11 protein-coding genes are annotated in these 15268 nt (G+C 46.1%); 7 read left to right on the top strand and 4 right to left on the bottom strand.

The window, feature by feature from the left end; translation table 11 throughout:
• The first annotated feature begins 33 nt into the window (after positions 1–33).
• Positions 34–1491, top strand: coding sequence for an MDR family MFS transporter (locus ACXQIQ_RS07990; protein ID WP_439299290.1), 1458 nt, complete (start codon positions 34–36; stop codon positions 1489–1491).
• Positions 1492–1554: 63 nt separating this feature from the next.
• On the opposite strand, the gene ACXQIQ_RS07995 is transcribed toward ACXQIQ_RS07990, so the two are convergent.
• Entirely contained in the window at positions 1555–2502 is a 948-nt protein-coding gene (locus tag ACXQIQ_RS07995) for a nucleoside hydrolase (RefSeq protein WP_439299289.1), read from the bottom strand.
• Between the two features lie 148 nt (positions 2503–2650).
• Here ACXQIQ_RS07995 and ACXQIQ_RS08000 point away from each other — a divergent pair, with 148 nt between their 5' ends.
• Entirely contained in the window at positions 2651–3601 is a 951-nt protein-coding gene (locus ACXQIQ_RS08000) for a nucleoside hydrolase (protein ID WP_439299288.1), read from the top strand.
• Positions 3602–3670: 69 nt separating this feature from the next.
• Entirely contained in the window at positions 3671–4504 is an 834-nt protein-coding gene (locus ACXQIQ_RS08005; protein WP_439299287.1) for a manganese catalase, read from the top strand.
• A 290-nt stretch (positions 4505–4794) separates the two neighbouring features.
• Here the strand turns inward: ACXQIQ_RS08005 and ACXQIQ_RS08010 are convergent, their stop codons facing one another.
• Positions 4795–6843 (bottom strand): catalase, encoded by a 2049-nt coding sequence (locus tag ACXQIQ_RS08010; protein WP_439299286.1) that lies wholly within the window; start codon positions 6841–6843, stop codon positions 4795–4797.
• Between the two features lie 206 nt (positions 6844–7049).
• Between ACXQIQ_RS08010 and ACXQIQ_RS08015 the strand changes: the two genes are divergently transcribed.
• Together ACXQIQ_RS08015 and ACXQIQ_RS08020 are read left to right on the top strand one after the other, a co-directional pair.
• The gene (locus ACXQIQ_RS08015; protein ID WP_439299285.1) at positions 7050–7955 is read left to right on the top strand and encodes an ABC transporter permease subunit; all 906 of its coding nucleotides are present in this window, start codon (positions 7050–7052) and stop codon (positions 7953–7955) included.
• Entirely contained in the window at positions 7952–8998 is a 1047-nt protein-coding gene (locus ACXQIQ_RS08020; RefSeq protein WP_439299284.1) for an ABC transporter permease subunit, read from the top strand. The genes ACXQIQ_RS08015 and ACXQIQ_RS08020 overlap by 4 nt, the downstream gene beginning before the upstream one ends.
• A 35-nt stretch (positions 8999–9033) precedes the next feature.
• On the opposite strand, the gene ACXQIQ_RS08025 is transcribed toward ACXQIQ_RS08020, so the two are convergent.
• Complete coding sequence (locus ACXQIQ_RS08025) at positions 9034–9873, bottom strand: DUF2785 domain-containing protein (protein ID WP_439299283.1); 840 nt, start codon at positions 9871–9873, stop codon at positions 9034–9036.
• A gap of 222 nt (positions 9874–10095) precedes the next feature.
• On the opposite strand from ACXQIQ_RS08025, the gene ACXQIQ_RS08030 reads away from it, so the two are divergent.
• Positions 10096–10722, top strand: a complete 627-nt coding sequence (locus ACXQIQ_RS08030) for a spore coat protein (RefSeq protein WP_439301914.1) — start codon at positions 10096–10098, stop codon at positions 10720–10722.
• Between the two features lie 198 nt (positions 10723–10920).
• Here ACXQIQ_RS08030 and ACXQIQ_RS08035 read toward each other — a convergent pair whose 3' ends face one another.
• Positions 10921–11682 carry a kanamycin nucleotidyltransferase C-terminal domain-containing protein gene (locus ACXQIQ_RS08035; RefSeq protein ID WP_439299282.1) on the bottom strand — a complete coding sequence of 254 codons (762 nt, stop codon included), beginning with the start codon at positions 11680–11682 and terminating at the stop codon, positions 10921–10923.
• Between the two features lie 247 nt (positions 11683–11929).
• Here ACXQIQ_RS08035 and ACXQIQ_RS08040 point away from each other — a divergent pair, with 247 nt between their 5' ends.
• Entirely contained in the window at positions 11930–15148 is a 3219-nt protein-coding gene (locus ACXQIQ_RS08040; RefSeq protein WP_439299281.1) for a M36 family metallopeptidase, read from the top strand.
• The last annotated feature ends 120 nt before the right edge of the window (positions 15149–15268 follow it).

A 15268-nucleotide genomic window follows, 5' to 3' on the forward strand; every position in this document is an offset into this window, starting at 1 on the left:
AACATATACACATCTTAGAAAGGATGCTGCTCCATGTCATCTCAATCGTATAGTAGAGTGTTGATTGCAGCCTTGTTGTTAGCGGGATCCTTTATTACGATCCTGAATCAAACATTGATGATCACTGCCATACCTCCGATCATGGAAGAAATGAACATCACTGCGAATACCGGGCAGTGGTTGACGACTGTCTTCATGCTGGTCAACGGCATCATGATACCCGTCAGCGCTTTCTTGATCGAACGTTTCACAACGAGACAATTGTTCATGGCAGCAATGGGGATTTTCACTGTAGGAACGGTCATCGGTGGAGTGGCCCCCAACTTCAGTTTTTTACTATTAGGAAGGATCGTCCAATCCGCCGGTGCTGGTGTGATGCTGCCATTGATGCAAACCGTATTCCTGATGATCTTCCCGGTCAATAAGCGTGGCGCTGCAATGGGGTATATCGGACTGGTCATCTCGTTTGCACCAGCCATCGGTCCTGCTTTATCGGGGTGGGTCACAGCCAATTACAGCTGGCGCTTATTGTTCTGGCTCATCTTACCGCTCGCGATCATGATCATCATCGTTGCGCATTTCATTTTGAAAAACGTAACAGAGCTGTCTTATCCGAAAGTCGATCCTGTTTCGATCATCCTTTCTTCTATCGGATTCGGGGGACTGCTTTACGGATTCACGAGTGCAGGTAATTACGGATGGGATAGTGCGAGAACGATCGTCGTTCTGGTCATCGGAATCGTAGCGTTATCCATCTTCACTGTACGACAATTACGCATGCACCATCCGATGCTTGAGTTCAGAGTGTTTAAATATAAGACGTTTACCATAACGACGGTCATTGCGATGATCCTTTTCCTTGGACTGATTGGTGCGGAAACGCTGATCCCCCTTTATATGCAAAACATGAGGGATTTTACCGCATTTGAGTCAGGCCTAGTTCTTTTACCGGGGGCGGTCATAACCGGATTTATGTCCCCGATTACAGGTCGGATATTCGACCGGATCGGCGCGCGGTTGTTATCGATTGTAGGCTTGACCATCATAACGGGTGCCACATTGGCTTTTTCCTTTCTCGATACGACAACGACCATCTGGACCCTTACCATTCTGTACGCAATCCGGATGTTCGGGCTGTCCATGGTGATGATGCCGGTTACGACAGCCGGACTGAATCAGTTGCCACGGCATTTGATCCCACATGGTACCGCAATGAGCAATACGATGCGGCAGATTGCAGCATCTGTCGGGACGGCGATTCTGGTCACTGTCATGACCTCGACGGCACTATCTGCGCAACAACAGCCGTCAATTCCTAGCCCGGATATCCATGGTGTGAATGTTGCCTTCATGGTGATTACCATCCTGTCATTCATCGGCTTGATCTTGTCCTTCTTCGTCAAGAAAACTTCACCGGAAGAGGATGAGGATATCCGGTCAACGGAACAACAACCGAATGAGGAACATGTTGAAAAAGTAGGAAATGCATGATTGAGTTGGGAGGACTTCGTTCGAGGTCCTCTCTTTTTTACATTTCACTGACCTTTGTCTGTTTCACCCGACGGTTTGGGACCTCGTCATCGTTTTTAAAAAATCCTGGTAGAACAGGTTGTAATTCAATTGAATCGCTATACGGATTGGGTTTCCTTTTTGCGGTTCAGGAGGATTGCGGAAATCGGCAATCGTTTGTCCCTTTGAAGGTCCAGAAGTCTGAACATCCACGGTTTTCGTTACATATTGACATACATTGGGATTCGTCAGCCCCATTAATGTAAGCACATCATGAAGAGCTGCACCTGGGATGCCTGGATGCAATTTCTGATAAGCGTTGATATAGTAACGGATGATTTTCGGAGTAAGCTCCCGGTAAACATTTCTTGCATTCTGCTGTATGAGTGCGGCCATGGCATCCGTCACATATGCATAATTCGTCACGTTGAGTGGAAACAGTGTTGTGTTCTTTGCTTTGTGAAGGATATTTCGAGCGGCAATCGGATCGCCATGAATGTTTGCTTCCGCCAGAGGTGTTACGTTTCCAGGTACGAAGAAAGCCCCTCCCATCAGGTAAAAAGAAGAGACATTCTCCATGATATCCGGTTCTAAAATCAGCGCCATCGATAATGAAGAGTTCCTCCCAAGATTGACGACTGTGAGGTCACCTTCGAACTGATTCACGATTTCAAAGATCTCCTCATAGGAGTTGAATTCAGGAGGAATTGACTCATTTGGCTGGATTGGTCCTAATCCTTCAGGTCCGTGAATCTCAGGATAGAAAACCGTGAAATCACCGTTCAACGGTCCTTCTGCCCCTCGTATGACGGGTACGTCTTGAACACCGCTAATTTCCAGAAGGTACCGAACATTTCGGACGGCTTGTTGCTTTTCGATGTTTCCATAACAAGCTACAACTCCGACTAAATTGATATCTGGATGTAAGATGGCATAAATCAGCGCTAATGAATCATCAATTCCAGGATCCCCGAACAACAACACATTTTTCACAGGATCACCCCCATGAATAGCAATCTACTCCACACTACTATATTCCATATATTGGTATACAAATACTTCATTATATTATTCCAGAAGAATCTCTATACTTTTATATCATCTAAAATCATAAGGTGTACTAAATGGCAGGTGATGGAGAATGAAAAAAGTACTGCTTTTTGCGGATTTTGGAATTGATGATACGATTGCCCTCATTTATATGTTATTTAACCCTGGAATCGAGATCTTGGGAATTGTTGCTGATTATGGGAACGTTTCTAGAGAGAAAGTGTTGAGGAATGTGAATTATATCAAATATCTCTCGGGACATGGAGATATTCCGGTTTTTGAAGGGGCAACCAGTCCATTGACTGGTATTCCACTCGTTTATTATCCTGAAGTCCATGGGAAAGAAGGTTTGGGACCAATCACCACCCCAATTATCGATTACCCTGTTCATCCACTAAATGATGTAAAGAAGATTATTAGAGAACACATTGATGATCTTACGGTTGTGAATATCGGAAGACTCTCTTCCTTGGCTACTGCTTTCATTTTTGAAGTAGAACTGATGAAACAGATCAAGGAGTATGTCATCATGGGCGGGACATTCTTTTTTCCTGGTAATGTGACATCCGTTGCGGAAGCGAATTTTTACGGTGATCCTTATGCAGCTAACCTTGTCATGCTAAATGCAAAGAACATGACGATCTTCCCATTGAATGTAACTACCTACGCCATCCTTCCCCCTGCTCAAGTGAACCAGATCAATACGTTTCATGCTTCGACTAAAGATCCTCTAGGTCTCGTCATCAAACCACTGCTCGATTTTTACTACCAATTTTATCTTGGAAAAAATCCTGGCATAACAGGAAGCCCTTTGCATGACGTCCTTCCGATTTGGTACTTATTAAACAAAAACAAAGTGAAGACAGTTAACTTACCAGTCAAAATCGTAGTAGCTCCTGGAGAAGCTTTCGGTCAGAGTATCGTGGACTTGCGCTACGAAACCTCTCCGGATTTCAACAAGCATCAGATCGCGGTCTCATTCGACTACCCAAGTTTCCTGAAGGACATCCCTTCTACCTTCATGCAAAAAAGAGTCCACTAAGTTGAACTAGCACAGGACATTCGCGTTTCTCATAGGTTAAGGTTGATGAATTGTAAAAGGAGAATGCGAATGTTCTATCACATCAAGGAACTCCAATATGATGCAAAGCCTGAACGTCCAGACCCGATCTTCGCCAAACAACTCCAAGAGATATTGGGCGGACAATATGGTGAAATTTCCGTCATGATGCAATACTTATTCCAGGGTTTCAACGGTAGAGCGGACAAAAAATACCGGGACCTTTGTCTTGATATGGGAACGGAGGAAATGGCTCACGTGGAGATGCTCGCAACCATGATCGCCCGGTTGTTGGATAACGCTCCAGTTAAAGATCAAGAAGCGGCATACAAGAGCAATCCGGTAGTAGCTGCTGCGATGGGCGGCATGAATCCTCAGCATGCAATCGTGAGCGGTTTGGGAGCGATGCCAGTCGACAGTGTCGGAAACCGGTGGACGGCATCCTATATCGGGGCGAGCGGAAATTTGATGGCGGACTTCAGAGCGAACTTGACTGCGGAGTCACAAGGACGATTACAAGCTGTGAGACTTTACGAAATGGCGACTGATCAAGGTGTCAAAGATACATTATCGTTCATGATAGCACGTGACACTGCACATCAAAACCAATGGTACGCCGCGCTTTACGAACTCGAACAACGGGAGAATGATATCGTTGTGCCCTCCACTTTCCCGAGGAAACTCGAAAAGCAGGAAGTCTCCTACACCCTTTACAACCTTTCAGAAGGTGAAGAAAGTAAGAAAGGTCGATGGGCGAGCGGTCCAAGTATGGATGGAAAAGGACAATTCAAATACTCACAACCTGTTTCGTATGGCCCGGCACCGAGCCTTACCCCAGCACCGAAGTATATCCATGATACGATGATTCCCCCTATCAAATCGTAAAAAAGAGTGAGGAGCTGACCGAGGTGACGATTTGGAACGTCATCTTTGTTGGGTCCTCATTTTATGTTACAGGGAGTAGGTCTATCATCCTAATTGATGTAATACATGCTCAGAATGACCAGAAAATGCTCTGAAATGAACAGAATATCCTCCAGAATGAACAGAATACACCCTGAAGTGAACAGAATATCCCTCAGAATGAACAGAATACACCCTGAAATGCCGAGAAACCATCAAAATAGACTGAACCGAAGCTCCAATCGCTTCAGTCCAGTCTCTTCAATCACACTTTACACGTTTACAAGTTGTCGTTTCCAATGACGGTGAGCCGCGACAGCATCAATGAATTTGTCTGCGAATACATTAACGTCATCCTCCATGACGACTCCAATTTGATCTTTATAAGTTTCAATCAACTCTTTCCCTTCATGGGTTGCACCAATCGGTTTGAAATGGCTGAAGGCTTCTTCAGCGAAATTGTATGCATGTTGTTCGAACTCTTTATCGATGTTCTTTCCTCCCACGACATAGATCGCATCAAACAGGACGGAATCAGCGGTCAAGAATGTGTGGTCGACTTCGAGCGTTTTGTCGTCCGAGCCATTCAACGTCCCCAGCTTACTGCTGATGATTTCCGGCATCGCACCTTCCGCTTTGAACTCCCGAAGAATATGCGTCACATCCACACCGTTAAATCCATCACCGACAATCACTCCGATTTTACGTGACTTTGCTGTTTTTGTCGTCTTTTCCATGCTTAACGCTGGCGAAGATTTCGTATAATCGATTTCTCCGCCTTCCGGCCGGTCTACACCGATGTTGTCAGCTACTTCCGTTACTAGTTCTGAGCTGACTTTCGCAAACATGTTGACGACTTGCTGCTGGACGGATTTACTTTCCACTTTTCCAAGCTCGAAGCTGAACGCCTTCTTGATGTGATCCTTCTCCACTTCACTCATACTGTTCCAGAAAAGCTTCGCTTGTGAGAAGAAGTCCTCGAAGCTTTCACTTCTCGCACGGATTTTATGACCTTCCACTTTTTCCTGATAATGCTTGTATCCGCCCTCTTCTTCGCTTGCTGGGCTCGGTGTGTTATCAGCTAACGAGTTTTTGTGATAGCTGACTTGACCCGTATTGATCGTCTGGCGGTGCATACCATCACGTTGGTTGTTGTGGAACGGGCAGACAGGCTTGTTGACCGGAATCTCGTGGAAATTCGGTCCTCCGAGTCGGGAAATTTGCGTATCCGTGTAAGAGAACAAACGGCCTTGCAACAATGGATCATTGGAAAAGTCGATTCCTGGTACGACGTGACCCGGGTGGAACGCCACCTGCTCATTTTCAGCAAACACGTTATCCACATTTCGGTTGAGCGTCATTTTACCGATGATTTTGACCGGTACCTCTTCTTCCGGCCACAGTTTCGTCGGATCAAGGACATCGAAATCGTATTTGAATTCGTCTTCTTCAGCAATAATTTGAACGCCTAATTCGTATTCGGGATAGTCACCGTTTTCAATGGACTCGTAAAGGTCTGCACGATGGAAGTCCGGATTTTTACCAGAGATTTTCTGTGCTTCGTCCCAGACGAGACCGTGTGTCCCAAGAATCGGTTTCCAGTGGAATTTGACGAAGTGGGCTTTCCCTTCTTCATTTACGAATCGGAATGTGTGGACGCCGAATCCTTCCATCATACGGAGACTTCTTGGAATGGCGCGGTCGGACATTGTCCACATGACCATGTGTGCGGACTCCTGGTTGTTCGCGACGAAATCCCAGAACGTATCATGAGCGGATGCAGCTTGTGGCATGCCATGGTGTGGTTCTGCTTTGACCGCATGGACAAGGTCAGGGAACTTGACTGCATCCTGGATGAAAAAGACTGGTATGTTGTTTCCGACTAGGTCGAAATTCCCTTCTTGCGTGTAAAATTTCGTTGCAAATCCACGTGCGTCACGTGCTGTATCAAATGAACCTTTGGACCCTGCGACTGTGGAAAAACGGACGAATACCGGGGTTTTCACAGATGGGTCAGCAAGGAAGTTCGCTTTCGTATATTCTTTCATGGACTCATATACTTCGAATTCGCCGTGAGCTGAGAATCCACGGGCATGGACGATTCGCTCTGGAATACGCTCATGGTCGAAGTGCGTCATTTTTTCACGGAAATGGAAGTCCTCCATCAATGTCGGTCCACGTACCCCTGCTTTGAGGGAATGTTCATCGTTGGAGACCTTTAAACCTTGGTTGGTGGTCAGATGTTTATCTTTATCATCGACACGATGTTGTTCGAGCTGTTCGTCTTTCTTGTTTTGAAACTCTTTACGATCATCACTCATGAAGAAGTCCTCCTTTATACATCCAGAAAAATTATGTAATCAACATTACATACATGTGCGATTCCCTCTTAAAAGTTGCGGCAAACGGTTTTTAGCTAATTGTACTATTTTTACTATTTAGGATCAGGTATTTCCTGATTTTTTCCATCCAAGCCGGATGTATTTCGTCTTTACTTGTAAAGGAATGTTTATGGGATGGTGGTCATTTGTTTAAAGCAATTTCGAGTAGTTTTGTACGATTCATTGCCGTTATAGTGGGGATTGTTGCGATTTCTTCTTTTCTAGGGATGACGATGTACGGGTTTGACTTCAGTTTATCAACCTACCTGGGTTATTTGAAAAATACCATCGTATCACTCTTAAATCCAGGTGAAATGAAGGTCTATAAAGATATTTACAGCTTCAAGTTTGGACAGGATTTCTACAACTGGAGTGATAAAAAGTATGCGGTGTTCCCAGTGTTCTGGGAGTATTATTTCTACTCCATGAAGATTTTCCTGGTGTCATTGATCGTTTCAATGATCGGTGGTCTTCTTTTGACGTATGTGACCTCGTTCTTTTCGAAAAGGACAGTGGGCAAGATTGCAAAAGTACTCTCCTTATTAGAAGCATTACCAGACATCTTCGTTATTTTTGTGGTGCAATTTTTCATCATCTGGTTTTTCAAGAAAACAGAAATACTCCTGTTTCCGATTGCAGGTGGATTTGAAGAGGTGTACTTCGTGCCGATCCTCGTTCTGTCGCTCTTACCGACCCTGTTCTTTTTCAAAGTGTCGTTGTTCATGACGATGGAAGAGAATGAACAATTGTACGTGGAGTTTGCGACGAGTAAAGGGCTGCAGGCCAACAGGCTTTTCCTCCGACACATTTTCCGAAATGCGATTATCGGAATCATGAGCCATTCGAAAGCGATCATCTGGATCATGCTGTCGAACCTGATCATCTTGGAAAGGCTTTTCAATATCAGTGGTCTCACGAAGTACATACTGACTTACAATCAGACCGATGTAATTGCACTTAGCCTGATTCTCTTTTACATACCCGTGTTCCTGATCCTGTTGGCGATCAAGCTCGTCATCCATCGTTCGACTGGAAAAGAGGTGGTCATATGACGTTGATGTTCCGTTTATTGAGAAATCCGATGTTCATGATTGGTTCACTGTTTATCTTTGGATTGTTCATGGCTAGTGTTGGGTATTATTTCTTTACGAATGATCATATTCCATACGTGAGGCTGCTTTATGATAAAAGTGGCGAACTCTTGAAGCATCCATATGGACCGTTGGATCATTTTCCAATGGGAACGGATCACTTTGGGAGGGATATTTTCACTCTCATGTTAATCGGGACAAAATATACACTTGGGATCGCCTTTGTCGTTGCCTTCCTAAGACTGTTTTTCTCTTCTGTAATCGGTGTGTTGCTCGGGATGTATGTACCGAAATGGAAAAAGTGGATTGCATCGGTTGTGGATGCAACGAACTATTTTCCAGCAACACTGCTTGCTTACTTCATCTTAGTTTGGGTGATGCTTTATGAAAGACGGTTTGGTGGCGAAAATCCTCAATTCTTCGATAATTACTTGTTGTTCGTCACCGTTTTTACTGCCATTGCAATTCCGACGATTTCCGTCCTAGTAATGAATGAGACAGACCGAATTATGAAAAAGGAATTCATTGAAGGCGTTAAGGTGCTAGGTGCAGGTAAATGGCAATTGGTCCGGAAACACTTGATGCCTTACCTGGTCCCTCAATTCTTCATGATTTATTTGCGAGAGCTGATTCAGGTCTTGCTGTTGCTTGCCCACCTTGGGTTGCTGAGGATTTTCTTCGGAGGGTTTGATGTGGAGAAAGACATGTATTGGGTGAATAGGGAATATTCCTTGTCCAATGAATGGTCTGGATTGCTCGGTTTTTGGTGGGAGTTCATCTGGGCTGGTCATCCGTGGATTACTGGTATTCCAGTGCTCTTTTTCACAGTGACGATTTTAGCGGCAAAGATGACCCTTATGGGGTTTGAGCAGGAGTATGGTCATGTCGTGAAAGCTCCTAAGGTGAAGAGAAAGCCTCTAGATCGGACTAACAAGGTTCCCACGAAAAAAGATTTCAAACCGATTACGGTTCATTTTGATCGGAAGAAAAGCGTGAATGAATAGAAAAACGGCAAGGGCATTCATCCCTTGCCGTTCTTTTATAGTTGGTAGAGGCTTTTCAGGTCGTTCGTTATGTAGGCTACAATCTTTTCCCTGCAATCCGGGGCTGATTCTATTAAGGCTGGCAGGAAGTACAAGGACTTAAGGAAAGTCGTGATGTTCCTACGCATATGAAAATATTCGTTGGACCAGCCATGCTCCTTCTTGTCTTGAAGTTCCGTCCAAATCGAATCCACCCATTTTTCCAATAAGGATGGGTCCATTCCTCTTTGGAACATGTAGTGGATGACCATGAGCAAACGCTCGTCCTCTTCATTCGTGTAGACGCCGTTTTCGCGAAGGATGCAGTGTTTAAGAGTATCCAACGCTTTCGGATAAAAGCTTTCCTTTTTTACAGCCGGATGTTGGACAGCAACGGCGAGTAGGTCAGCTCCGTGCGCTACTGCATGTGCCCACCCTTTTTCCTCCTCAAATCCTCTGAGGTCTTGTTCTTCTAACAGGTAGCGGACAGCATTTTCGCAAGCTTCTACCGCTTTTGCTTCTGAAAGGAACCGCCCTTTCACGTCTTCATTTAAAATGAGTGCAACGACGAGAGCTGAAAAAGACCTCGTGAAGACAGCGTCGGTCTCTTTATCACCTATACGATAAAAAAGGTGGTCGTCATCCATACAGATGTCGAGGATGTCTGCCATGAAAGGCGTTGTCAGGTGTTGTTCTGTGATGAGCTTGGCGAAGTTGGTGTAAATGAGATGATCCCTTAACTCTGGATCTTGATCACCGATGGAAGCCAGCATTCTTTGGACGAGATCCACTTTGTCCATTCTGTCGATTTCATTATCTGTCATCTCTTTCAATTCTTTCAACTGTTCCGTTAGCATGGTTTCAATTACTCCCTTCTCTTTCTTCCTTCTTCCACAATCGATACATGATTTCCTCCACAATTGAAACACTAACTACGTAGCAAGATTTGTATAGGAGGAAAAGAGATGAATAATCCAATGAACCAAGGTGGCGGCCAACAACCACAAGGGATGCAGCAACAAGGCATGCAGCCGCAACAACCTAGAATGAATCAGTTCGGTGCTCCCCAAGGCGGGGCGATGCCTCCACAAGGGAATGCACAACCTGGATTCCAGCCGAACCCTGCACCGACGCCAGCGAACATGAATCATGGCGGGCACGAGATGTTCGATAGTCACGAGGTTCTCGCTTCGATCATCAGTGTGTTGGATCAATATTTGATTTACGATCAGTACATCAAGGACCAAGAGCTTCGCACGATTTTATATCGTCAGCACGCTTTCATCAACGACCTTTACAATACAATCGTTGAAGCGTTCTCGACGGGCGAGAAGCCGTCCCACTCTACACGCGTCTATAAGATGCATCAGAACAACAATACGGTTTACGGACTCACACCGGGGCAACCGAAAAAGCCGTTCACTTCTGCAAACCAAGTGAACGACCAGGGCGTATCTGGATATATGCTCGGATTGCTGAAATCGACTGGAAGTTTGTTTGCGATGACAGCTCTTGAAATGACGAACCCGGTGTTGCGCCGCGTCATTGCTGACAGCGTACCGAATTTTATCGAGATGGCGTATGAAATCTTCTTGTATCAAAATAAGCGTCACTACTATCAAGTACCACAACTTGCGCAACAAGACATGAACCAAATGCTGAGCAGCTTCGCACCATCACAACAACCCCCGCAGTTCAGACAGTAAAAATAGGAAAAAAGAAGTCGAGTCCACGTGGACTTGACTTTTTCCTTATTGGTGAAGGTCAGGTACTTGAATATAAGCCGGTTTCAGAAATTATAATCCAGATTCGGAAGTTATAATCCAAAATCCGAAATTATAATCCAAACTCGGTAATTATAATCCAAATCCAGAATTTATAATCCAAAACGAGCGGATCTCCAATCAAAACGGCAACTGCTCCACTCGATATTCAATACCTAGCTCATCGAACCAGTCGTTCAGCCCGGTCCAGAGTGCTTCACATAGTTCATACACTTCGGCTCGGTCTCTCATATCCCCACTCATTACTTTACGCGCCAATGCTTCGTATCCTACCGGCTTCGCTTCTATCCGTAGCGATTCTTCAAAGGTCTCGGCACGAGTCGTGTAATACTGCTTGTTCGCTAGGCCAATCAGCTTTGCTGTTTGCCACGCGAAATCCCGTGCTCCGACGGGTATGTAGTCGAGATTTCCGCTCTCATAATTGTTCCTCATTTTTCCCATCGTCTCATACGGTTCCCAAATCATGAACTCCCTCATCACGTCGCGTATTGCAGTATCTGACACGGACATCGGCCGCTTCTTCACTTCTTCAAAAAAGCCGTCCCGATCGTAAACCGGCTTGATCTGAACAAAAGATCCCGCCTTCACCGGCCAGTTGTCACTCACTTCGGAAGCCCGTTCCAACAGCTCGGAGCGTTGCGACGTGTAGAGCTCCATCTTGAACTTTCCATATATGAATTCATGTCCCTCAATCTCGTAGCCATCTTCAGAAACGATGTGCATCTCGATATCGGAATATACACCTTCTTTTTCAAATCCGATAGAGCCGTAAACGCCAACTGCTACAACCTTGTCTCCATGCAGTTGAAGCATGCGATCCTTCACGTACTCGATCATTTCGAACTTCTCTTCTCTCGTTGACGGTGCTGGAAAAGACAACATCGTACTCCCCCTCTTTTTCTGATCAAAACCTATTTCGCGGAAACCCGACATATCCCTGCCCGAACGGCCAACTAGTCCTTTCTTAACAAGACGGACTATGCCCGGTATATCTTTGGTAGTAGCGGTCTGTAGTGCTAACAAATAAACCCTATAGACTGTTGTCAGTATTTGTAGCATGAAGGGGAGGGAACGCCGATATACTGGCGAAAAAGGCTAGTAATGCTAATTAAATGGGGAGGAACTATACGTGAAGAAAACAGGAATCCTTACCGCGCTGAGCGTCAGTTTGCTGGCCGGTCAAGTTCTCATAGGTTCCGGTGGAAACGCTGAGACGACCGCTGGACCGAACGTAGAGAACATCTTACATGAACATGATCATTCAGAACATTACGATGTACGGAATGTCCTCAATCAGGTCGTGCCGACGAACCTGCAGCTCGATGCTGCGAACGCACTGATCCAGGAAGTCGGTGCCGGTACGAAGATTAAGTGGAACAGCTTGTTCGGAACACCTTCTACCATTGTAAAAGAGAAAGGATACCTCACAGGGGCATCCAACAAGAATGCGGAAACCGTAGCGCGCGACTGGTTGAAAGACAACGCTGCCCTTTTCGGGTTATCTGCTTCTGAAATCGACTCGTTGAAAGTAATCCGGGACTACGCGATGAAAGACACAGGGCTTCATCCGGTGACGTTCCAACAGACGTTTGACGGCATCGAGTCCGTGTACGGTGGAAGAATCATCGTTGCGGTCAACAAGGAAGGGAAAATTTTATCCGTAACAGGAAATTCAAGCCGCTCGAAGTCGCTTAAAGGGGATTTCGTCTTATCTTCAACGGACGCTTTGAATAAAGCGATCGACCTTGAAGCGAAGAGCTTGCAATATACACCTAAATTGACAGGAACCGAAAAAGGCTGGGACGTATTTGACGGTGGCGACGTGCTTCCATCGAAACAACGCGTGAAGAAAGCGACGTTCATTACGAAGGATGGCGTCCGACCGGCATACCGCGTCCTCTTTATTGAAGAGCTGAACGAAGGCTATGAAATGGTCATCGACGCGGAAACAGGTGAAGAGCTTTACAAGCGTTCACTCGTCGACTATCTGACAGACCCTGAAGGATTGATCTTCGAAAACTATCCTGGTGCCAAACAAGGCGGAACGCAGGTCGTGAAATCGTTCAAAGGTGACCCGAATGCCTCCCCTTACGGATGGTTGACGCCAGGTACGAACTTAGGTGTGACGACGTTCGGTAACAATGCGAACTCTTACGCGAACTGGAGTAACTTCCTCGTGCCAGCGGACGAAGCGGTACGCCCTGTCGCTCCGACTGGTAAGTTCAAATACAACTTCAACAATGCATGGCAAGAGACCCAAGGTGCGACAGTGCCTCCTTCATACGCAGAGGATGTCCACAGTGCAACGACCAACCTCTTTTACCATCACAATCTGTTCCATGATTACTTCTATAATCTTGGATGGACAGAGCCGGCAGGAAACATGCAGGTATCCAATTTCGGTAAAGGCGGTCTAGAAGGCGACCCGATTCTAGGACTTGTCCAAGCAGGTGCTGTTTCTGGTGGCGCTCCTACTTATACTGGTCGTGACAATGCCTACATGCTGACGTTGCCGGATGGCATTCCAGCATGGAGCGGAATGTTCCTTTGGGAGCCGATTCCTGGCGCGTTTGAAGGCGAATATGCAGATGGTGACTATGATGCAGGAATCATCTATCATGAATACTCCCATGCCCTTTCCAACCGTTATGTAGCAGGTGGAGAAGCACTTGGTAGCCATCAATCCGGTTCCATGGGCGAAGGTTGGGGTGATTGGTTCGGTATGCATTACCTCATTAAGAATGGTAAGGAAGAGAAGCCAGTTGTCGGTGCTTATGTAACAGGCAACGAAGAGCGCGGGATCCGAAGTTATTCACTAGATGAAGCGCCTTACAACTATGGTGATGTCGGTTATGACGTCGGCGGACCGGAAGTTCACTCGGACGGAGATATCTGGGCTGCGATTTTATGGCATGTTAGAGAGAACCTCATTGCTACGTATGGTAAAAGTGAAGGCGAATCCATTGCGGAACATCTTGTGATGGATGCGATGCCGATTTCTGTTCCGGATCCATCGATGGAAGATATGAGAACAGCAATCATCGCGGCTGACTTCGAACGCTATGACGGTGCACACTATGACGCACTCTGGACAGCATTCGCTCAACGTGGTCTTGGTGCTGACGCGTTCTCGAACGGCGGAGATGACACGGATCCGATTCCTGGATTCAACCATCCGGATGGTCAGCATAACGGCCAGCTCGTCGGTAAGGTCATCAACAGCGCGACGAACAAGCCGATTGAAGACGCTCGCATTATGATTGGTGAATTTGAAGCACGTACGACTCCGGTTTCTACAACTACTGACAGTGGTGGTTTTGCAACGTACATGGTCGAAGGTACGTATGACATAACGATTCAAGCACGCGGTTACGGTTCTCGCACGATTCGTGACGTGAAGATTGAGCCAGGTAAGAAGAACAAGCTGAAGTTCAAGCTTGAGCCGAACGTCGCTTCTTCCTTCAACGGCGCTTCCATCAAAAGCGTTTCTGGTGAGTCCGACAGCAACCCGGTCAAGTTCACGATTGACGATACAGAAGCAAGTGTTTATGCGACTGATACACAAGAGAACGGATTCAAAGGATCTGAGTTCGTTGTCGATCTAGCTGGAGATAAAGCTGTTGATGTTTCTCATATCCAGGTAAGTGCGATGAAGGATGTTTCGAAGTCCCGTTTCGCTACATTGAAAAACTTCAGCGTCCAAGTATCTGAAGACGGTGAGAACTGGACGACGGTCGTACGTGAGAAGTTTGAGGAAGCGAAGCCACGTCCAACAGTCGCTGACTTGCACTATCGCGGATATGACCTGGCTGAGCCTGTGAAAGCGAAGTACTTGAAGTTCATCGCTCACGATGCGCAAGACAACTCTAAAGGTTACGTCCAAGTAGCAGATATCCAAGCATTTGCGAATAAAAAAGCGAAGGTCGAGCCAGTGTTGATTGAGCCAGAAGAGCCGTTTGTAGCAGAAGGTTCAGTAACAGCTGGTAATGCTGGAACAGGTATCGGAAGTTTGGCTGGCGTACCAGCAACTCTCGCAGTGACAGAGAACGAATTCGTCACGACGCAAAATCCTGAGCCTGCATCCCAGGGGGCAGATGGATATGTCGTCACTCTCCCTGAGCAATATGGAGATGGCATTCACAACTTCACGTTGGAAGGTGCAGAGAGCGCAGCAGATTACGATTATGATGTGTACTTCTACAACAAGAACTTTGAGTTGATCGGTGGCGTAGCAACTTCTGGGGCGAACGAATCAGGCGTCATTCCAGGTGGAACGAAATACGTCTACGTCGGTCTCTATACAGGCGCGAACGTACCATTCACCCTAACAGCAACAAGCCCATACTAAAAAAATGGATAAGGAAAAGAGGCGCAGTGATGCGCCTCTTTTTACTTAATATATAAGTGCTTTAAGGGGGATGGCCGATTTCGGATACTGCATGCAGATTGTTTCTCTTAAAAGGTTCTA

This window comes from Pseudalkalibacillus sp. Hm43 (genome assembly GCF_054170705.1).